Source organism: bacterium (assembly GCA_035703895.1).
Taxonomy (GTDB): Bacteria; Sysuimicrobiota; Sysuimicrobiia; order Sysuimicrobiales; family Segetimicrobiaceae; genus Segetimicrobium.
Genome location: DASSXJ010000277.1, coordinates 1 through 19,720 on the forward strand (window position 1 = coordinate 1; position 19,720 = coordinate 19,720).

Below are 19,720 nucleotides of genomic sequence, written 5' to 3' on the forward strand. Positions count from 1 at the left end.
GTCGCGCAGGCCGTGAAGCCCGCGTTCATGATGAAGTTCTGGCCGAAGACGTGAAACAGCGGGAGGAACAAGGCCAAGCGATCCCGCCGCGTGAAACCCGCGTGGTGGACCGTCGCATACATGTTGGACACGACGTTCCCGTGCGTCAAGACGGTGCCCTTGGGAAACCCCGTCGTGCCCGAGGTATACAGCAGGACGGCAGGGGCATCCGGGTGCATCTCCAGAGCCCCGACCTCAGCGGTCCCTTGGGCCATCCAGCCATCCAAGAGGACGTTGCCCCCAGGGTCGCCTGCGCACACGATCACGGCCTCCAGCGCGGGGCATTCCCCGCGAGGAATGTTGGGAAGGAGATCGCCAACGGTGAACAGCATCTTCGAGCCCGAGTCGTTGAGAATGTACTTGACTTCATCCGACTTGAAGAGGGCATTGATCGACACGACCACGGCCCCCGATTTCAATGCCGCGACGTAGCACAGCGCGAATGCCGGGGTGTTCGGGAGGTACAACGCCACGCGGTCGCCCGCCTCCACGCCGTGCGCCCTGAGCGCGCTCGCAAGCCGGTTGGCTCCGGTGTTCAGATCGGCATAGCCGATGGACGTCCCTTCGAACAGGATCGCGGGATGGTCGGGGAAGAATCTCGCCGCGCGCTCGACATGCTGGGCGATATTCACGAACCTTCTCCTTCACGCGCAAGTTCCCAACAATCGGGCGCGGGGACGTGTCTGCCGCTCACATCCCTTCCTTGGGCGCATCGAGAGAATCCTGCCGGCTATCGGTGGCGAGCAAACGGTGGCTCGATGGGGCGTGGTGCGCTGAGGCGGTGGGGCGGGGACCGGTGATTACTTCTCTTTACCTTCGGCCATCTGTGCGATGCTCGCTCCGCGCCGTTCCGGAGGAGTCTCCAGCATCCATCTGACGCCGCCTTCGTCCCATCCGCCTTCCCGGAGGATCAATTCCGCGATGGCGAGGAGACCGTCCCTCGCGGCCTCTTGCAGGGACACCCCTTTGCTCTCTGCGAGCGCCGCGTAAAATCCCGCGGCCCATGGTGGGAGGGTAATGTGCACATCCATATGCCTTCGTCTACCTGTATTGCCCCGCTTCGCAGGAAATCAGACGGGCAGCCGTCATCGTCTACTGCCGGTCTCGATGAGAGGAACCACGACGGCCGGCCCCGTACCCCTGGAACATGAGCGCTGAGCCCCCGCTGCCGAATCAGTCTGATCGGATCCTTGCGGCCCTCGCGTATCCGATATGGATCATCGCCCTCGTCATCGTCTTGACGGACATCAAAAAGGATCCGTTCATGCGGCATCACGGGTGGCTTGCGCTCTTTTGGGCGATTGCCTGGGTCATCCTTTTGTTCGGATGGGGGATCGTGGCCAGCCTGCCACTCCTCCACTGGCTGTTCTTCTTCGCCCCCCTCCTCTGGCCCGCGTTTATCATTTCGTCCATCTACTATGCGATCCAAACGTACAATGCCAAGCCGTTTACGATTCCCATTGTGAGCGATTGGGCGCAGCGGTATTCCATGTAAGACCCCCGCCGCGTCGAAGCGCTCCCTTCGGCTCTGAAGTCCCTCCCTGCTGCGCCTCTGTGACGTCCTATATACAGAGGCAAAAGGGCACCCATCTAGACAGGCGAGGCGGACTCGTGGTGACCTCGACTCCATCACGCGGCGAGAAGACATGCAGTTGCTGCTAGGACACTGTCCCAGATGCAACCATCGCGTTGGAAGGGTCCGCGGGCAGTTCTACTGCTTGCGCTGCCATGCATTTCCGCTCGATCCCGGCAAAACGGCTCCCGGAAGCTATCGGGACGAAGAGTTCCCGGATTCCATCTTCTGGTCGGCCGGACGGATCTACGCCTTTTTATATCTGCGTAATCGGCTCGACGACGAAGAACGAGACGGTCCCCGATGACGCTCGCGGGATAGACGCGCCGTCACGGCAATGTGAACATCTCGTTGACGGTCGATGGGCGGCTCCCCCCGTTGACCAGTCCTCCCGCGGGGATGCAGATGGCGTTGCCCACGGTTGCCGCGCCCGTCCCGTGACGAGGCGTCAGCATCGGCTGCATCGTCGTCCACCGGTCCGTGGTCGGGTCGTACGCCTCGTTCTCCGAAAATACGCCGCCGGCCCGCTCGCCGCCGAACACGAAGATCCATCCATTGAGGACGGCCGCGGCCACGCCGCTGCGCGAGGTGGGCAGCGGAGCCCGCGGCAGCCAGGAATCGCCGGACGAATCATACATGTCGTGCAGGCTCGTGTTGTATTCAAAGGTGTTGAACCGGCCGCCGATCGCGTGAATCCTCCCCCCCACCACGACCAGCCCCAGGTGATCGCGGCCCTCCGGCAGCGGCGCGCGCTGGGCCCACGCGTTCGTCGTGGGATCATAGACTTGGTGGACCCCGACGCTGACCACGTCCCGGCCGCCGATGATGTGGAGCTTCCCCCCAAGCTCCACCGCGGCGGCGGCGCCGAGCTTCTGCGGAAGAGGTGCGAGCGCCCGCCACCGGTCCTGCGCGACGTCATACTCATTGGCATCGGCCACGGCGTTTCGGTTCTGCTCGATGAAGCCTCCGAAGGCGTACACCCTGCCGTTGAACCCCACCGTGACGACATGATTCAATCCGCGGGGCATGGGGGCACGATCCCGCCATGTGTTTGAGGCCGCATCGTACTCTTGATTGAAGGGCTGGTCCACACGGCCGCCGGCATAGCCGCCGAGCACATAGACCTTCCCGCCGGCTGTGGCCACTCCGACCTCGGCGCGGGCCAGTGAGAGCGGTGCCTTGGTAAGCCACCGGCCTCGCCCAGACGGCGTGGCAGCGTTCGCGGCCGGCGTGCCGGCCAGTGCGGCGCCCGACCATCCCCAGGCCACTCCCCCGGCGAGGAAGGCCCGGCGCGTCATTGGTGCGATCCTCGGGCTACGCTTCGAGCACGTCAACGCGGACGCCCGAGGGATCAGTGACCGCGATGGCCTTCCCGGCATCTTCGAATGGCACACGGCGATCGCGCAGGTGCGCCCGAAGCGGCTCGAGCATGTCGGCCGGGATGGCCCACGCGTACCGCATCAGGCCGGTTGCCCCTTCTGGTGAGCGCCGGCCTTGCGCCCACGTGTTGAGGCCAACATGGTGATGGTAGCCTCCCACAGAGAGAAACAGCGCCCCGGGGTACGAGCGCTGCGTCACGTCCAAGCCCAGCCCGCCCGCATAGAAGCGTTCCCCCTCGGCTAGATCCCCGACGTGCAGGTGGATGTGACCAAATCGCGTTGCGGGGGAAAGCGGACCCGACGCTTCCGTTTCCCGGAGCAGGCCGGCCATGTCCAACGGCTTGGTCACCATCTCAACCCCGCTGGGACCGACGGACCATGCGTCCTTGGGGCGGTCCCGGTAGAGCTCGATCCCGTTCCCCTCAGGATCCCTGAGATACACCGCTTCGGATACCCCGTGGTCGCTGGCGCCGTCGATCCGCCTCTTCGCTTCGAGAAACCGGCGGATCACGGCGGCAAGGGAGGCGCGATCGGGCTGCAGGAGCGCGAAGTGGTAGAGCCCGATGGACGGGTGGATATGCTTGGGTGCTCCGGGGTCGTGGACGAGTTCGAGCGTGAGCGCCCTCCCGTTCGGCGCCAACTCGACGCGGCTGGCGTCCCGCTTGCGGACGGGCATCCCAAGGGATTCGGAGTAGAAGGGCAGGACTGCTTCAAGATCCCGGACCCGCAGCGCAAGCCCGCGCAGAACGGACGCGGCCGGCAGGCGGAATGCGGTACCGGCGTGCGAAGCGACTCGAGAGCTCATGTTGGTGTCGACAGACTCCTCGCTCACAGGCGAAGTGATGGATTCGGTCCGAGATTTGCGCGGTCCTCCCGTGACCCTGCACCATCGAGGACCAGAGGTGGAGTGAACTTCGCGTCCAAGTGATATAATGTGTGATGAAAGGAGTCACTCAGATGCTAAAGGGAAGAATGGGTGTGCTGACCGGCGTAGCTGTTGTTGCGACGTTCGCGGTCGGGCTCGTCCAAACCCCGGCAGCATTCGCGGATGTGCCATCCCCTGCGGGAACGGTGGGTGGAGGGATCATCATCTTCGCGCCGGCCCCCGTTGTGGCTCCCCTGGTGGCACCCTCCAGTCCGTCCCTCGTCGCGCCGCGGGGCGGGCTCACCGTGCCGGTCCCGACGACCCCCAACGCGCCCGGCCCAGCCCTCGCGAACATCATGCTCCTGACGCCGACGCCGGCCACCGGCTCATTGGTGGTGCCCCTGTCGGGACCGACATTCACACAACTTCAACTCGTGATCCCTGGGCCGAATCCGGCCCAGAATACGACCGTCGGCCTCCAACAACTCCTCAGCACGCTGCTCGCGTCTCCTGTGAAGGGGAGCTCGGGCACGTCCTCTTACGGAACCCCTGTCATTCCGATCACCGTCTACGCATTGCCGTCTAGGTGAAGAACGAGGTACACCGGTAGCGCCCACGCCCCTCTTACGGTAAGAGCTCCACGGCCGGGTGATTCTATCGAGCGTCCTGTAGGTTCGACGGAGTGCCGGCGGTGACGAGCCGGTGGGATCGCCTGACTCGGCGTCAATTCCTGCACTCGGCCGGGGTGATGGGATTGACATCCCCCGCTATCCATCCCGCTCCTCCAAAGGCGGAGGTCAACGGAATGGTGCGGACGGGACTCGAGGTGTTCATCAGGAATCCCCCTGCCGCGCTGCGCGGCAAGCGTGTGGGGCTCATTACGAACCCGAGCGGCGTTGATCCCAACTTCCGGAGTACCGTGGACCTCTTGGCGGCACGCCGCGACCCCCATCTCGTCGCGCTTTTTGGGCCGGAACACAGTATCCGCGGAAACGCCGGCGACACCATCCCAGATACCGTGGACGCCAGGACTGGGCTTCCGGTCTACAGTCTCTACGGCGACGCGAAGGGCCCGACTCCGGCTATGCTCGACGGCCTTGACGCACTCATCTTCGACATTCAAGACATTGGTGCCCGTTTCTACACGTACATCTCAACCATGGCGTTGGCCATGAAGGCAGCGGCGGGGAGCGGGATCCGTTTCGTCGTCCTCGATCGGCCCAACCCATTAGGAGGACAGATGGTGGGGGGCCCTGTTCTGGATCCACCCTGGAGCTCGTTCATCGGCATGTATCCCATTCCCATCATGCACGGGATGACGATCGGAGAGCTGGCCCAACTCTTCAACAACGAATACGGCATCGGTGCCGATCTTCTCGTCGTCCCAATGGACGGCTGGCAGCGGTCGATGTGGTTTGACGACACCGAACTCCCCTGGGTGATCACTTCCCCCAACATTCCACACTTCCAAACGGCGATCTTGTACCCGGCCCTGGGGCCGGTTGGCGACACCAACCTTTCGGTAGGAGTGGGCACCACAAAACCATTTGAGTTTGTCGGCGCGGCCTACGCTCAGCCGTGGCGCCTCCGAGCGGCACTAGAGGCCCGTCATCCCGGGGGGGTCGCCTTCCGGGAAGCCTACTGGCGGGGGGCGCCATGCCCGTCCGCAAGTGGATTCGAGTACGGGGGCGTCGAAATCCGTGTGATTGATCGAACAGCCTATCGCCCGGTGCATCTCATGATGCAAATCCTTGACGCCGTGGTGCGACTCTATCCGGACGAGTTCGAGTGGGGCGCGGCGCATGGGGACCGGTACACCTTCGATTTGGAGATGGGCACCGACCAGGTCCGGCGGGACCTCACCGCGGGGAAGGTGCCGCAGCAGATCGAGGCAGACTGGCAGCCGAAGCTCACGGACTTCCAGAGGATCAGAACTCAATACCTGCTGTACCGCTGACCGTTCGGATCAGTCGGAAACCCGGATCACGGTCGGCCGGCGGCCAGGATGTCAATATGCCTGATCTTCACTGGGTCGAGTGGCCGGTCGCCCGGATCGCGCGGCATGCGCGCGATCCGCTTCACGAGCTCCACAGAATTTTCATCGCACTGGCCAAAGATGGTATAGCCGGTTCCTTTGGGAACGAGGCGGGACCCCCGCTGACATCCGCCCTCGTCAAGACAAGGGTTCAGGCCAGGCTGTGCTTTTTCCGTGATGAAGAATTGCGAGCCGTTCGTGTTGGGGCCGGCATTCGCCATGGCAAGACGCCCTGGACGATCAAAGAGCAGGTCGGCATGCAGTTCGTCTTCAAATTTGTACCCCGGGCCTCCTGTACCCGTCCCCAGCGGATCGCCGCCCTGGATCATGAACTCCGGGATGACGCGATGGAAAATGACCCCGTCATAAAACGGATGGTTGTGTTCAACTTTGCGGGTGCCGGGGTGGATCCAGTCCTTCTTGCCTGTAGCTAGACCAATAAAATTGGCGACCGTCTTGGGAGCCTTGTCAGGGAACAGCTCGCATCTCAGATCGCCCGCCGTGGTGTGAATGATGGCCGTGGGACGGACAGCGCTGTTGCTTGCGGCCATGGCCGGTGCGGCAAGGGTCAGAAACAGGAAAAACATCATGAGCACGCCGCAGCATCGCGCTTCATGCGTGTGTCGAAACGACGAGGCTTGCATACGTCACTGTCATCCTCCCAGCGCGTGACCAGACAACGGCGGAACGAGCGATCACGATCAGAAAATGTCCGGGTGTCATTTTCGTGGACGAAAGGCAAATCCCTCGTCGCGGCTATTCCAGGATAGGCCGCTCGAATGGGCCGCCGAGGCCCGGGAGGTTTGTGAACCGCTTCATCGCCCCATCGTCCTCCGTCGTCTAGGATGCCGGTATAACCGCGGGGGAGGAAGACCCGATGATGCGCAGAGCCATCCTCTCAACAATCCTGAGTGCCGCCCTAGCGGCGTCGCTGTTCGTCGCGCCCGGCCACGCCGCGGTCCCATTGACCGTGCGCCTCTCGCGCCCCCAGATGGTCGGGCACGGGCGGGTGCGGGTCGATGTCACGATCGCGGGGCTCCATCCCGAACTCCATCCCACCATCCAGAGCAATGCCACGCTGAACGGCCAACCGATCCAAGGGCAGGCTCTGCCGGTGATCGCCTCCCGCATCCCCACGTTCATTGATCTGCCGGCGGGCCGGATTCGAATCGGGGGCGACGCGTCCGTGGGAGAGTTCACGCCGGTGCCCCCGCTCGAGGACAACATGCCCGCAGTCATCGAGGTGACGGTGCGCCAGGGCGATGAGGTGGCCACCGCTCGACAGATGGGCGTGCTGCTCTTGCCCACCATCATCGTCCCCGGCTACCTGAACGATATGACCGGGACGCCGGGCCCGGCGATCATGACGGTTCTCGAACAGCGGGGCTATCGTGCTGCGGCGCCGTCGCCCACCCTGTTCTGGTTCACGTATCCCTCCCGGAGGCTCAGCCTGCAAGACGGCGCGCGGGCCCTTGCGACCTATGTTCGTGACGTCGTGCTTCCCACAACGTACGCCGCTCGTATCAATGTCGTGGGGTACAGTCTGGGGGGCCTCCTGACGCGGTGGAACCTCACGTTCGAACCCGGATGGGGCCGGCTCGTGAACCGGTTCGTGATGGTCGGGGTGCCGAACGAGGGGGCGGTGATGCCTTATGTCGACGGGTGGTATCCTCTGGCCGCTCCGTGGACACGGACCCCCGCGGCCCGCAGTCTGCTCCCGACGTTCCCCTTCTGGCGTCCGGCGTCCAACGGACCGTGGGGCTACCCGGAGGACGCTCAGAACCCGGTACTGGCGTACCTCAATGCGCATCCGTTGCCTGGCGGGATCCGAACCTACGCCTTCTACGGGAATCGGCAACCCGATCCCGACGGCCGCGGTACCTGGGCTGGGATCACAGGCCGGCTGCCGAAGGCCGGGTTCTCCTCCGGGCCCGGCGACGGGATCGTGCTGGTCGCCAGCGCGCTCGGGTTGCCCATCAACGGCGGCGCCGGCGTGCCCGGTCTGGCCGACCATCTCGTCATGAAGGTGGATCTTGGAAACGTCCGCCACCTGTCGCTTCTGGAGGCGGCGATCGCGCGGGTTGCGGATGTGTTAACCGATCGAGATCAGGAGAGTGGAAGGTGTCTTGCGGCGTTTGGGAGGAGTTCAGCGAAACTCCTCGCTCTTGTTTTCAGTCCGCACCAGACGAATGACCGATGCAAAAGTCTCGCGAGCCAGAGTCACCGCCTAAGATAAGACGTTGCCATGGCGGCCGGGACGGATACGCCTTGATCTCTCCGAAGAGGTATGTTATATACTGTTTGACGGCGAGTCCGCTCCCTTGATACCCCGCGGATACGTCTGAGAAGCCGGCCATGAAGCCTTCGGCGCGCTCTGGAGCGCCGAGGGCTTCACTGTTTCTGGACGGAATGGCGTGGACCCCGATGTCCGTGCCTGCTTTGCCTCGATCCCCGCAGATCCAGGCAGCCCGAGTTATGTTCAACGGCGTTCAATCCTATTATGGAGGAATCATTGATGGCTGGGCGGGCATTACCGGTTACGGGAAAAAGAATTGTGACCGCGGACGACGAGGCGATCATCCGAATGGGTGTGCGGTGCATCCTGGAGGATGCGGGGCATCGGGTCGTGGGAGAGGCCTCCTCGGGGAGTGAGACTCTTAGACTGGTTCGCGAGTTGTCTCCGGACCTCGTCCTGCTCGACATCCGAATGCCTCCCCCGGACGGGATCGAAGTGGCACGCCGCTTGAAGACAGACTTCCCCGTCCCCATCGTCTTTTTGACCGCCTTCAGCGACCGCACGCTCCTGGCCGAGGCCGCGGAAGCCGGAGGGTATGCATACATCGTGAAACCCGTGAATGAAGGCGAGGTCCTCGCCGCGGTGGAGCTCGCCAGTGCCCGGTGGAGCGAGCTACACGCCGCCAAAGATGCCCTGGAAACCCGCAAACTCGTCGAACGTGCGAGGGGAATCTTGATGCGGAGATTAGGCCTCAGCGAGGACGACGCATACCACCTGCTTCACCGGCGGAGTCGCCATCTCCGCAGGTCGATGCGGGAGGTGGCACAGGACGTCCTCCTCGCCGATGAGGCCTTCCGGCCGCGTAACGCGCCCAAGTAGGTCTGATGCAACGACGGCTCAAGGAGCGTCGGCCGGGCACGCTATTTCCCCTTGGGCCTCCGCCCGGGTCGCGGACTGACCCCATCCCGGGTCCAGGGGATGATCACGGCGCGCAATCGCCGCGTCAAAATCCGATGAGAGGCGGGGCTCCCGCCCCAGGAATTTTTTTCCCGTTCCGGCCGATTCCCTAACGAACACGCAAGGGAGCCGGTCACGATCCAGTGGCGGCAGCCGGACTAAGTGCCGCACCGCACCTGCGTGAGGGGTACCTTGCCCCGCGCAGTAGTTCTCGTGGCGTGATGTCCTAGCCGTCCTCCGCCGCCGTCCATAGATTGATCAGCCATCTCTCGGGCGGGTCGAGTCAGATCCCGCGGCGAAAGCAACGTGACGATTGGAACGAGGAGGACAGCATTTATGGGGGCTCGTCTCAAAACCATTGAACGCATCCCGGTAACGCTCGGTGAGCCTCGCGTGCGCTGGGAGGGACGGCGCGGCATGCTGATGCGGCGCGTCTCCCCAATCGCTTTGGGTCTGCTCGGGTTTGCGCTCGTCGCCTGCACCTCGTCCCGCGGAACCGCGCGGGATCCCGCGCCCGGCCCACCCCCGCCCGCCGTGGTGGTGACGGAAACGATCCAACGCACGGTTCCGATTTACGATGAGGGCGTGGCCCAGACGATTGCGCTCCAGACGGTTGCCTTGCGTGCGCAGATCGCGGGGACCCTCGAGCAGGTGCTCTTCAAGGAAGGCACGGAAGTCAAGCAGGGGCAGGCGCTCTTCGTCATCGATCAGCGCCCGTATCTCGCCGCGCTCCAGTCCGCCCAGGCTCAACTCGCCACGGCGCGTGCCGGCCTGCAGCAGGCGCTCGAGCAGGTGCAGTTGCGGCAGGCGCAAGCGCAGCTCACGGGGCTCCAGGCGACCCTGGTGAATGCCCAACAACAAGTCAGCCGAGATCGATACCTGGTGGCGCAGGGGGCCGTGGCGCAACAACAGTTAGATAACGATACCGCTACGGAGAAGGCGGCGGCGGCCAATGTGGCCGCCCAGGAGGCCGTCGTCAAGAATGCCGCGCTCTCAACGCAGGTAGGTATCGAGCAGGCGCGGGCCGGCGTCCAGCAGGCCCAAGCCGCCGTCACGCAGGCGCAACTGAACCTTGTCTATACGAAGGGGCGCGCCCCGGTCGATGGAATCGTCAGCCTGCTGAGCGTCGACCAGGGCAACCTCGTCGCCGTGAACCAGCAGGTCGCCACCTTGTCTACCGTGGATCCGATCATTACGCAGTTTCCGCTCAGTGAAGTGACGTTTCTCGCCCTCACCAAGCGAACGGCCGCCGGCGCCCAGAATCCGGGTGGGGCGGCCCGGATCGCGTCGTCGTTCCAGCTCATCCTCCCCGACGGCAGCGTGTATGCTCATCCGGGTACGTTCCGAACGGTCAACAACGCCGTGAATGCGCAGTCTGGGACGATCCTCATGCAGGCCTTGTTCCCGAACCCGGAGCGGCTGCTGCGGCCGGGCATGTACGCCCAGGTCCGCGTGAAGACCGAAGACCGCCCGAATACCGTGCTCGTCCCCCAGAGTGCGGTGCAGGAGGTGCAGGGCGCCAAGACCGTCTTCGTGGTCGGGCCGGACAACTCGGTCGCCGTGCGGACTATCACTGACGGCGGGTCGTATGGACCCTTCTTCGTCGTCCTGAGCGGCCTGCAGGCCGGCGAGCGCGTGATCGTGGAAGGCATACAGAAGGTGCGGCCCGGCGCCAAAATCGCCCCGACGCTCCGGCCCGCGCCGCCCACGCCTCCAAGCGGCCTGTTCTCCCCGAGCCGGCCCCGGAGCCTGCCGTGCTGAGCCAGTTCTTCATTCACCGCCCGATCTTCGCGATGTCAATTTCGCTGTTGATCGTGCTTGTCGGCGCGCTGTCGTACACGACCCTACCGCGGGAGCAGTACCCGAATATCAGCCCGCCTACCGTCACCGTGCAGACGACGTACGTCGGGGCGAGCGCTGAGGTCGTCGCGCAGAACGTCGCCGTGCCGATTGAGGAGGCCGTCAACGGCGTCTCGAACGCGCTCTACATGCAGTCCCGCAGCACGTCCTCCGGGCAGTACACGCTCACCGTCACATTCAACCTGGGGACCGACCCGGACATCGATGCGGTCGCCGTCCAAAACCGCGTGAGCCAGGCCGCGGGGAACCTCCCCGCGGCCGTCAACACCCTCGGGATCACGGTACGGAAGGCGTCCCCCAACTTCCTGATGGGCTTCGCGATTTACTCGCCCCAAGACAGCTACGATCCCGACTTCCTCAGCAACTATGCCCTGATCCACCTCGTCGACCCTCTGGTGCGCGTCTCCGGGGTTGGCGACAATCTCGTCTTTCCGCAGCGGAGCTACGCGATCCGGGCCTGGCTACGGCCGGACGCGCTGGCAGCGCTCAGCCTGACCGCGGGGGACGTCACCTCCTCCCTCACGGCGCAGAACACCGTTGCCCCTGGAGGAATCCTCGGCCAGCCCCCGACCGCCGGCCAGAACCCGCAGTTTCAGTACACAATCAAAGCCAACAGCCAGCTCGCCGATCCGCGCCAGTTTAGCCAGGTCGTCGTCAAGACGCTCGCGGACGGCAGCATCGTCCGGCTCAAGGACGTCGCGCGCACCGAGCTGGGGGTGCAGGACTACGGCACGTATGGTTATTGGAAGAGCCATCCTGCCGCGCTCGTGATCTTGCTCCAGAGTCCCGGGTCGAACGCGCTCCGGGCGTCTCAGGGCGCGCGGACCGTCATGGCAGGGCTGGCCAAGACCTTCCCGCCCGGGATCGCCTACGATGTCATCTTCGACACGACTAATTTCGTGACCGCCGCACTCAGCGACGTGGAGCGGACGCTGGGGCTGGCGTTCCTGCTGGTCCTCCTCGTCGTCTTCGTCTTCCTGGGCACGGCCCGGGCGTCGCTCATCCCGATGGTCGCGATTCCCGTCTCCCTCATCGGTACGTTCGCGGCCTTCAATGCGCTGGGCTTCACCATAAACATCTTGACCATGTTCGCCCTTGTCCTGGCGATCGGGCTCGTGGTGGATGACGCGATCGTCGTGGTCGAGGCGGTCGAACGCCACATCGAGGACGGACTCAGCTCGGTGGCCGCGGCCGAGCAGGCGATGCGCGAGGTGTCGGGCCCGGTGATCGCGATCGCGTTGGTCCTGGACGCCGTCTTCGTCCCCTCCGCCTTTATCGCGGGGATCAGCGGGCAGCTCTACCGCCAGTTCGCGCTGACCCTGGCCACGTCCGTGACCCTCTCGGCCCTGGTAGCCCTCACGCTCACGCCGGCGCTCTGCGCAATGCTGCTGCGCGGGCGCACCCCCTCACGGACCCTGCTCGGCCGGATCCTCGGGGGGTTCAACGCCGGATTCAAGCGGGTGACCGACGCCTACATCAGGGGTCTCGGGCGCGCCCTCCGGGCGCGCTGGCTGATGCTCGGCCTTCTCGTGCTGATCGCCTTCGTGACGGCGCAACTGCTGAGGCTCCTGCCGTCGACCTTCGTGCCCATCGAGGACCAGGGCTTCTTCGTCTCGGCCTTCAGGCTCCCCGACGGGGCGTCGTCGGACCGTGCGGAGGCCGTGGCGCGCAAGGCCATCCGGTTCATCCTCCAGGACCCCGGTGTGCAAGGGGCTGCGACCGTCGGTGGATACGACGTGCTCAGCCAATCGGTCAATTCCAACACGTTCGCGATGTTCGTCTTGCTCAAGCCGTGGGACCAGCGGCGGTCCCGTGACACCCAGCTCTTCGCGATCCTAGCGCGCGCCAATCGCGAGTTCGGCAGCTATCCGGAGGCCATCGGCTTCGCGTTTCCGCTGCCGCCGCTCCCGGGCGTAGGGAACGTCAACGGCTTTCAGTTCATGGTCGAAGACCTGAACGGTACTGGGCAGCTTGATCGGCTCGCGCAGATCACGCAGGGAGTCATCGGTGCCGCGAGCCGCCGTCCGGAAGTGACTTCTCTGTCGACCGGCTTCAGCACGAACGTTCCACAGTACAACGTCCAGGTGAACCGAGACAAAGCCGGCACGATGGGCGTCCCGGTCGACAGCGTCTTTCAAAGCCTCGGCGCATTTCTGGGTGGGCTGCAGGTCAACAACGTCAACCTTTTCGGCCGGGTCTACAAGGTCATGATCCAGTCCGAGCCGCAGTACCGGATGATGCCGACCAATATTCGGGGAATCTACGTCCGTAGCACCGGCGGGGATATGGTACCGTTGAGCACGCTGGCCACGATCACCCCGGGTACCGGTCCGAGCCTCGTCACCCGCTACAACGGGCTCTACGCGGCCGAAATCGATGGCCAGGCTCCGTTCGGAGCCAGTTCGGCGCAGGCCCTCACGGTGATGGAGAAACTCGCGCCAACCACACTCCCGAGCGGATACGGATACGAATGGACGGGGCTGGCGCTGCAGGAGAAGGAAGCGGCGGGGGCACAGGCCCTGATCTTCGCGCTTGCCCTCGTGCTGGTATTCCTGCTCCTGTCCGCGCTGTACGAGAGCTGGAGCATCCCCCTGAGCGTGATTCTCGGCGTGCCGCTGGCCGCGTTCGGCTCGCTCTTGGCCGTCTTTCTCCGTGGTATGTTCCTCCGGGACGTCCAGAGCGATGTATACGTGCAGATCGGATTGGTCATGCTCGTCGGCCTGGCTGCGAAGAACGCGATCCTGATCGTGGAGTTTGCCAAGGACAAGCACGACAAGGAGGGCCTGCCGGTCCTCGATGCCGCCATTGCCGGGGCGCGGCTTCGCTTCCGTCCGATCCTCATGACCTCGCTGGCGTTCATCTTCGGCGCGACGCCCCTGATGTTCGCGTCGGGGGCCGGCGCGAACTCCCGCCATTCCCTTGGTACCGGCGTGGTCGGCGGTATGACCATGGCCACCACGCTCGGCGTGTTCTTCATTCCCGTCCTCTACGTGCTCATGGCCGGAACAGGATGGCGGCGCCGGCGTCCTCCGGCAGCGCCCGAGCCAACCGAACCACCCGTACCGCCCACCATGCCGGCCGCTCCCGAGCCCGCAGCGCCGGCGATCGCCCCGAAGCCGGCACCGCCGGCGATCGCCCCGAAGCCGGCACCGCCGGCGGATTCGACCCAAGCCGGGCGTGAGCCAAGCGCCCGCCCCGACAAAGGGAAAACCGGATGAGCATGCCGTCCTGACACGGTCCTCGAATCGAACGAAGGTCGGATTGCCCTCAGGGTGACATCTCCGCCGGCCAATCCACGCACCCCCGTTCTGCGAATACCGTGATGACGGAAGGGACTGCCATCGTGCGCTCCACCCGGGGATGGCGGTCGGCTTCCGACAACACAAGGGGGTGTACGTGATGGTTCGATTTAGACCCTGGCTTTCCGCACTGGCGCTGGTCGTGTTGGCAGCGATGCTGATTACGCCCAGGCTGCTGGTGGCCTCGAACCACGACGACGGCGAAATGGACCTCAAGGGACGGGCCCTGCACACCACGGACTTCTTCGTGTTCCGTGAACAGGACCAGAACGCAACCGCCGGCGCCGGTGACTTGGTATTCGTCATGAACGTGAATCCACGGTCGCTTCCGCGTCAAGAGTACTCCTTCAGCACGGGGGCCCAGTACGACATCCACGTGACGCGCGTCAGCGACAATAACGCGACGCCGACAGGCAAGACGGACGCAATGCTGCGGTTCGAGTTCGGCGCGCCGGCCCAGGATGGGTCGCAGCCCATCAAGATAACGGCCGTCCGTGATGGCGTCACGAGCACCGCTGCGGGGACACCGCGGACAACGCCGCTCGCGGCCGCGGCGGCGCCCATCGTGACGCAGGCCACGGTAGCCGGCGGTACCCTTTCGGTGTTCGCAGGCCTACGCGAAGATCCGTTCTTCTTCGACGTCGAGCAGTTCTTCAAGGTGCGGGCCGGCGCCCTCGGGATGGGCCCCAAGGTCGGGTTCCGCACGCCTGGCTATGACTTCACTGCCGGATACAACGTGCTCTCGATCGCCGTGAGAGTTCCGCGTGCATGGCTCCAGGGCGCGACGTCGGCGACCACCTTTGACGCTTGGAGCAGCGTGACGACCGGCGGAAAGCAGGTTGCACGGCTCGCCCGGCCGGCGATCGGCGAGGGCCTGCTCACCACCACGGCCTACCAGAACGCACTCAACGGTGTCGGGCCGGACTTCGAGGCCGCAGCGCTGGCAGGGCACAAGCCGGAGGCCGACGCTGCCGGGCCCATCGTCGCGGAGGCAAAGAAGACGCTCATGGCGTTCGGCAACGATGACAAGCGCGCCACCGCGCTCCTGGTGGCGTTCCTGCCGGATGTGATGCGGATTGACACGATGGGACCGAGCGGGTACGCGGCTGCGCTCAACGCAAAGGGCAGCCCGATTCGCGGCCGCAAGATCACGGACGACGTCATCCACATCACGCTCTCGGTCGTCACAAACGGCGCGGTTGCGACCGACAACGTCTCGTACACCGGCCCGAACGGTGGGGGGACGGCTCACAAGCCGCTGCTGAACAGCTTCCCGTACCTCGCGGATCCGAACTAGCCCCTCGGGGACTCCGGGCGCCGGCAAGCAACTCTCGCCGGCGCCCGTCACCCACAAACCTCCTGGAGGATATCGATGAGCGCTACACCTACGGGGCCGCGCCGGCAGCTGCTCGCGATCGCCACAGCCGTGACGATGATCGGGACCGCGCTTATGGTGGTTGCCGTACCGAGGCTGCGACCCGGGCTGCACGCAGCGGCCGACCGCCTCGGCATAACGCACCTCGCCGCGAGGCCCTCGGCGTACCGCTACCAATTCAAGCGCCCGCCTCGAGGCGCGATCACGAGCCTGCTCCGAGACGAGATCGCCTTCTACGAGAGCCGCATCGCCAGGACGCCCCAGAGTGGCCTCGATCGCGCGGGGCTCGCCGGAGCCTACTTGAAGATGGCCCGCGTGACTGGGGACCTACGTTGGTACCTCCTGGCCGAGAATACAGCGGGGGAATCGCTCGCCAACCTCCCGATGAGCAATGCGTCGGCCACCCTGGTGTTGGCACGGGTCGCCGAGGCGCGGCACGACTTTGTCATGGCGATCCGCCTCGCCCGCGGAGCGGGACCGAGCGAGGAGGCCCTCCCGATCGTCGTCACCGCCAACCTTGCGCGGGGCGATGTCCCTGCCGCGGCCCCGGCGGCGACGGAGCTGCTGGCCACCACTCCCTCCTTGCAGGGGTACGCGCTTCGCGCGCTCGTCGAGGTCGCCCGTGGCCAGGACGCAGAGGCGGAGGCCGATTTCCAGCGGGCGCTGGCGATGGAAGAGCCGGAAGAAGTCGCCAGCTCAACGTGGGTGCGCAGCCTGTATGGACGCTTCCTCTATCAGCACGGGCGTCTTGAGCCTGCGCGCGAGTTGTTCAGCGAGGCGCTGCGTATCCTCCCCCAGTATCCGCTGGCGCTGACGGACCTTGCAGTGCTCGAACTGCGACAGGGACGGCATGCCGCGGCGATCGATCATCTCACGCAGATCGTTACGGTCTCGGCGGCGGCACCGAACGTGTACGATCACGTTGTCCTGCGCGGCCTCGCGAAGGCCAAGGAGATCGAGGGCCGCCGCGACGAGGCGGCCCGGTTCTGGGCCGACGCCGAGGCGCGCCTGCGTCAGGACGAAGCCTCCGGGGCGTACGGCCACCGGCGTGAGCTGGCCCGCCTGCTTCTGACGCGCGGCCACCCCGAGGACCTCCCTGAGGTCCTGTCTCTGCTGCGGGCAGAGCTCGCGGTCCGCACAGATCCGGACACGTTCGATACATTGGCGTGGGCGCTCTCACGCGCGGGGCGGTGGCGAGAGGCAGACCGTGCGGCTCATCAGGCGCTGCGGTGGGGAGTGCGAGACGCCCGGTACTTCTACCGCGCGGCGACGATCGCCCAGGCATTGGGGGACACGAAACAGGCTGGCATGTATCTCAGGTTGATGCGGACCGCGGACCCGACGTTCGATGCGCGTGCGTTGGAGGTCGCCGGGATCGGACTGTAGTCGTGGCAGGCGATCGCGGGCCCGGCGGCGTGCCGGCGGTCTGCGCGGAGTCGCAAAATCGAAGAAGGGGCGAGGTGAATTCGATGGCACGGCGATGGAGATGGAGTCTGGTCCTGGCGGCGGTCCTCCTGCTCGGTTGCGCTGTGGCGGCACCGATGGCGCAAGCACACTGGGCCGACCAGGCCGCGGCCGAGGTCGTGGTGGTTGGATCGACCGCGCGCATGACATTGACCGTGCCGACAGGGCTCCTGGCGTTTGCCGACGACAACCGAGATGGCCGGCTGTCCGACGAGGAGATCCGGGCCCACCGGGAGGACCTGCGGCGTTTCCTTGATGAGCGGGTCAGCGTGCTCGGTCGCTACCAAAGGCCGGGTGGGGCGAGCGTGCAGGAGGTAGGCATCCTCACCGTCGAGCCGGGGTCGGGCACTCCGGCCGTCGGTCCGGCCCGCCTCGCCCCCACCACGCACACGACGCTCGCGCTCAGGTACACGTGGCGCGCTCCGATCACCGCACTCTCCATTCACTACGATCTCTTCGTCCCCAACGTCTCCACCGCGAGCTGCCTCGCGACAATCCTCCAGGACGGGCAGGTCCGCAACGTCGTGTTCACTCCTGAGCACCGCGAGACGATCATCGCCTTCGGCCACACCCCGGTGTGGCAGGCCACCGGCGGTTTCGTCACGCTCGGCATCGAGCACATCCTCACGGGGTACGACCACATGTTGTTCCTGCTCAGCCTGCTGATGCTGGGCGGCAGTCTGCGGCAGCTCATCAAGATCGTCACGGCATTCACCGTGGCGCACTCGGTGACGCTGTCCCTCGCCGTCCTCAACATCGTGGCGCTGCCCTCGCGTTGGGTGGAGAGCGCGATCGCGCTCAGCATCGTCTATGTGGCGTCCGAGAATGTCTGGCGCGGCAGCAGGTCGCTGCGCCTCCGGTGGCTCGTGACGTTTGGCTTTGGGCTCGTACACGGTCTCGGATTCGCCTCCGCCCTCCAGGAGATGCACCTGCCGCAGGCCAACGTCGCCGCATCGCTCGTGGGGTTCAACGTGGGAGTAGAGATCGCGCAGATCCTCGTCGTCACCCTGGCCTATCTGACGTTGGATGTGATCCGGAATCGGACGTGGGCGCCGTCGTTCCGGCAGTGGGTCTCGGTCGCCACCGCGCTCGTCGGGGTCGTCTGGTTTATCCAGCGCGCGCTGCTGTCATCCTAACGATCAAAAGGTGGGGCGCAACGTTCTCGGGCCCCTCCACGTGCAAAGCTTAATGAGGCCAATCATCTACTTGAGCGGAAACAATGGCGAGGCCCAAAAGATCTTCTTATCTTTGTGGAACAAGACGGTCGAGGGGGTAAGAATGGATTGAAAGCCGATGCTGTCCGAGAGGGTGAAATCCGGCATGCCGGATGAGCTGACTTCGAGTGACGCTCGCTGGGTCTCGAAAGGATCGGAGAGCACAACCCTGGGACCGTCCGACGCAACGACGAGTCCGAGCCGAGACTTCCCCGCATCATCATACAGCGTCAGCGCAGGACCGTCGGAACCGACGCCGAGGGAGGCGCGGGTCCGACCCGCGGCGTCCACGACCTGAATCGTGCGGGCCCGAATTTCGGCCGGCCGCAACGAGTCTCGAACGATCCACAAGGCGAACGCCGTCACAAGTCCCAGCACGATGACGCTGAGCCCCCATCCCACCATCGTCAACTGCAGCCTCCGTTCCATAGCCTTCAGGACGGTCTCCAGAGCGTCGACGCTCCCAGCAGGCACCATCTCATACTCTTTTCTTTTCATTGTGCTCCCTCTGAAGGTCGTATCAGGGCTGTGAGAAGGTCTTTGGGTCTTGAGTCCGGAAGACGCATGCCGGTTACCTACTCTTATTGTGTGCCCAACTTGCCCTGCGACCATGTCAGCATTCGGTTGGCGTGGTTCCGGCGCACTCAACAAAGCGGGAGGGACGGAAAGATGAAACCAGGAGTATCTAAGAAGGTGGCGACGCTGGCCGCTGGAGCGAAGCTCCCAGGGGATATCGGGTAGGACGCTATGCACATCGCTTCCGTGAACGTGTCCCTTCCCCGCGAAGTGGTCTGGAAGGGCAAGCGGGTCACGACCGGGATTTTCAAAGAACCGGTCGAGGGCCCGGTCACCTTGCGCACCCTCAATCTGGACGGGGACCAGCAGGCCGATCTATCAGTCCACGGAGGGCCAAGTAAAGCGGCGTATGTGTACCTGGTGGAACACTACGAATATTGGTGCAGGGAATTGCCTCAGATGACGCTGCCCTGGGGGATGTTCGGCGAAAATCTCACCGCCGAGTGGTTGCGGGAGGACGCTCTCAACATTGGGGATCGGTTTCGTGCGGGTTCGGCGGAAGTGATGATCACCGAGCCCCGCCTGCCGTGCTACAAACTAGGCATCAAGTTCGGACGGGAGGACATCATCAAACGCTTCCTCGCCAGCGGCCGGACAGGCTTCTACGTCGCCGTCGTGCGCGAAGGCCCGGTTGAAGCCGGGGACGCGGTCGAGCTGATCGAGCGCGACAAGCACGGTGTCACGGTCGCCGATATTACCCGCTTGTATGCGCACGACAAGAACAATCGGGACCTGTTGCACCGTGCCCTGCAGGTCCCCGCGTTGCCCGAAAGCTGGAGGGGGTACTTCCGACATCGGATCGAGAATCTCTCGGCAGCCACGTGAAATCGAGATAGATATCAGGGCGG

General features: G+C 64.8%; 17 protein-coding genes. 11 read left to right on the forward strand and 6 right to left on the reverse strand.

What is annotated here, in order from left to right; translation table 11 throughout:
• Together VFP86_18345 and VFP86_18350 are read right to left on the reverse strand one after the other, a co-directional pair.
• A partial coding sequence (locus VFP86_18345; protein HET9001607.1) for an AMP-binding protein occupies positions 1 to 671 on the reverse strand: 671 nt, incomplete at its 3' end.
• A 168-nt stretch (positions 672 to 839) separates the two neighbouring features.
• Entirely contained in the window at positions 840 to 1,064 is a 225-nt protein-coding gene (locus VFP86_18350) for a hypothetical protein (protein ID HET9001608.1), read from the reverse strand.
• 122 nt (positions 1,065 to 1,186) lie between these two features.
• Between VFP86_18350 and VFP86_18355 the strand changes: the two genes are divergently transcribed.
• Positions 1,187 to 1,534: a DUF4870 domain-containing protein gene (locus VFP86_18355; GenBank protein ID HET9001609.1), complete on the forward strand. Its 348-nt coding sequence runs from the start codon at positions 1,187 to 1,189 to the stop codon at positions 1,532 to 1,534.
• Positions 1,535 to 1,941: 407 nt separating this feature from the next.
• On the opposite strand, the gene VFP86_18360 is transcribed toward VFP86_18355, so the two are convergent.
• Together VFP86_18360 and VFP86_18365 are read right to left on the reverse strand one after the other, a co-directional pair.
• On the reverse strand, positions 1,942 to 2,910 hold the full coding sequence (locus tag VFP86_18360) for a kelch repeat-containing protein (GenBank protein ID HET9001610.1): 969 nt from the start codon (positions 2,908 to 2,910) through the stop codon (positions 1,942 to 1,944).
• A gap of 16 nt (positions 2,911 to 2,926) precedes the next feature.
• A complete protein-coding gene (locus VFP86_18365) occupies positions 2,927 to 3,796 on the reverse strand; it encodes a VOC family protein (protein ID HET9001611.1) in 870 nt (289 codons plus the stop codon).
• A gap of 152 nt (positions 3,797 to 3,948) precedes the next feature.
• On the opposite strand from VFP86_18365, the gene VFP86_18370 reads away from it, so the two are divergent.
• Positions 3,949 to 4,446: a hypothetical protein gene (locus tag VFP86_18370; protein HET9001612.1), complete on the forward strand. Its 498-nt coding sequence runs from the start codon at positions 3,949 to 3,951 to the stop codon at positions 4,444 to 4,446.
• Positions 4,447 to 4,661: 215 nt separating this feature from the next.
• Positions 4,662 to 5,813: a DUF1343 domain-containing protein gene (locus tag VFP86_18375; protein ID HET9001613.1), complete on the forward strand. Its 1,152-nt coding sequence runs from the start codon at positions 4,662 to 4,664 to the stop codon at positions 5,811 to 5,813.
• Between the two features lie 26 nt (positions 5,814 to 5,839).
• Here the strand turns inward: VFP86_18375 and VFP86_18380 are convergent, their stop codons facing one another.
• Complete coding sequence (locus VFP86_18380) at positions 5,840 to 6,442, reverse strand: peptidylprolyl isomerase (protein ID HET9001614.1); 603 nt, start codon at positions 6,440 to 6,442, stop codon at positions 5,840 to 5,842.
• A 326-nt stretch (positions 6,443 to 6,768) separates the two neighbouring features.
• Here VFP86_18380 and VFP86_18385 point away from each other — a divergent pair, with 326 nt between their 5' ends.
• The 7 genes from VFP86_18385 (at position 6,769) to VFP86_18415 (ending at position 18,218) form a co-directional block, all read left to right on the forward strand.
• Positions 6,769 to 8,127, forward strand: coding sequence for a hypothetical protein (locus VFP86_18385; GenBank protein ID HET9001615.1), 1,359 nt, complete (start codon positions 6,769 to 6,771; stop codon positions 8,125 to 8,127).
• Positions 8,128 to 8,445: 318 nt separating this feature from the next.
• The gene (locus VFP86_18390) at positions 8,446 to 9,006 is read left to right on the forward strand and encodes a response regulator (protein HET9001616.1); all 561 of its coding nucleotides are present in this window, start codon (positions 8,446 to 8,448) and stop codon (positions 9,004 to 9,006) included.
• A gap of 414 nt (positions 9,007 to 9,420) precedes the next feature.
• The gene (locus tag VFP86_18395; protein ID HET9001617.1) at positions 9,421 to 10,845 is read left to right on the forward strand and encodes an efflux RND transporter periplasmic adaptor subunit; all 1,425 of its coding nucleotides are present in this window, start codon (positions 9,421 to 9,423) and stop codon (positions 10,843 to 10,845) included.
• A complete protein-coding gene (locus VFP86_18400) occupies positions 10,839 to 14,162 on the forward strand; it encodes an efflux RND transporter permease subunit (GenBank protein ID HET9001618.1) in 3,324 nt (1,107 codons plus the stop codon). The genes VFP86_18395 and VFP86_18400 overlap by 7 nt, the downstream gene beginning before the upstream one ends.
• Positions 14,163 to 14,343: 181 nt before the next feature.
• Positions 14,344 to 15,540 carry a DUF4331 family protein gene (locus tag VFP86_18405; GenBank protein HET9001619.1) on the forward strand — a complete coding sequence of 399 codons (1,197 nt, stop codon included), beginning with the start codon at positions 14,344 to 14,346 and terminating at the stop codon, positions 15,538 to 15,540.
• Between the two features lie 75 nt (positions 15,541 to 15,615).
• Positions 15,616 to 17,004, forward strand: a complete 1,389-nt coding sequence (locus VFP86_18410; GenBank protein HET9001620.1) for a hypothetical protein — start codon at positions 15,616 to 15,618, stop codon at positions 17,002 to 17,004.
• An 83-nt stretch (positions 17,005 to 17,087) separates the two neighbouring features.
• On the forward strand, positions 17,088 to 18,218 hold the full coding sequence (locus VFP86_18415; protein ID HET9001621.1) for a HupE/UreJ family protein: 1,131 nt from the start codon (positions 17,088 to 17,090) through the stop codon (positions 18,216 to 18,218).
• A 66-nt stretch (positions 18,219 to 18,284) separates the two neighbouring features.
• On the opposite strand, the gene VFP86_18420 is transcribed toward VFP86_18415, so the two are convergent.
• On the reverse strand, positions 18,285 to 18,794 hold the full coding sequence (locus VFP86_18420) for a hypothetical protein (GenBank protein HET9001622.1): 510 nt from the start codon (positions 18,792 to 18,794) through the stop codon (positions 18,285 to 18,287).
• A 249-nt stretch (positions 18,795 to 19,043) separates the two neighbouring features.
• Between VFP86_18420 and VFP86_18425 the strand changes: the two genes are divergently transcribed.
• Complete coding sequence (locus VFP86_18425) at positions 19,044 to 19,697, forward strand: MOSC domain-containing protein (GenBank protein ID HET9001623.1); 654 nt, start codon at positions 19,044 to 19,046, stop codon at positions 19,695 to 19,697.
• Positions 19,698 to 19,720: the final 23 nt, after the last annotated feature.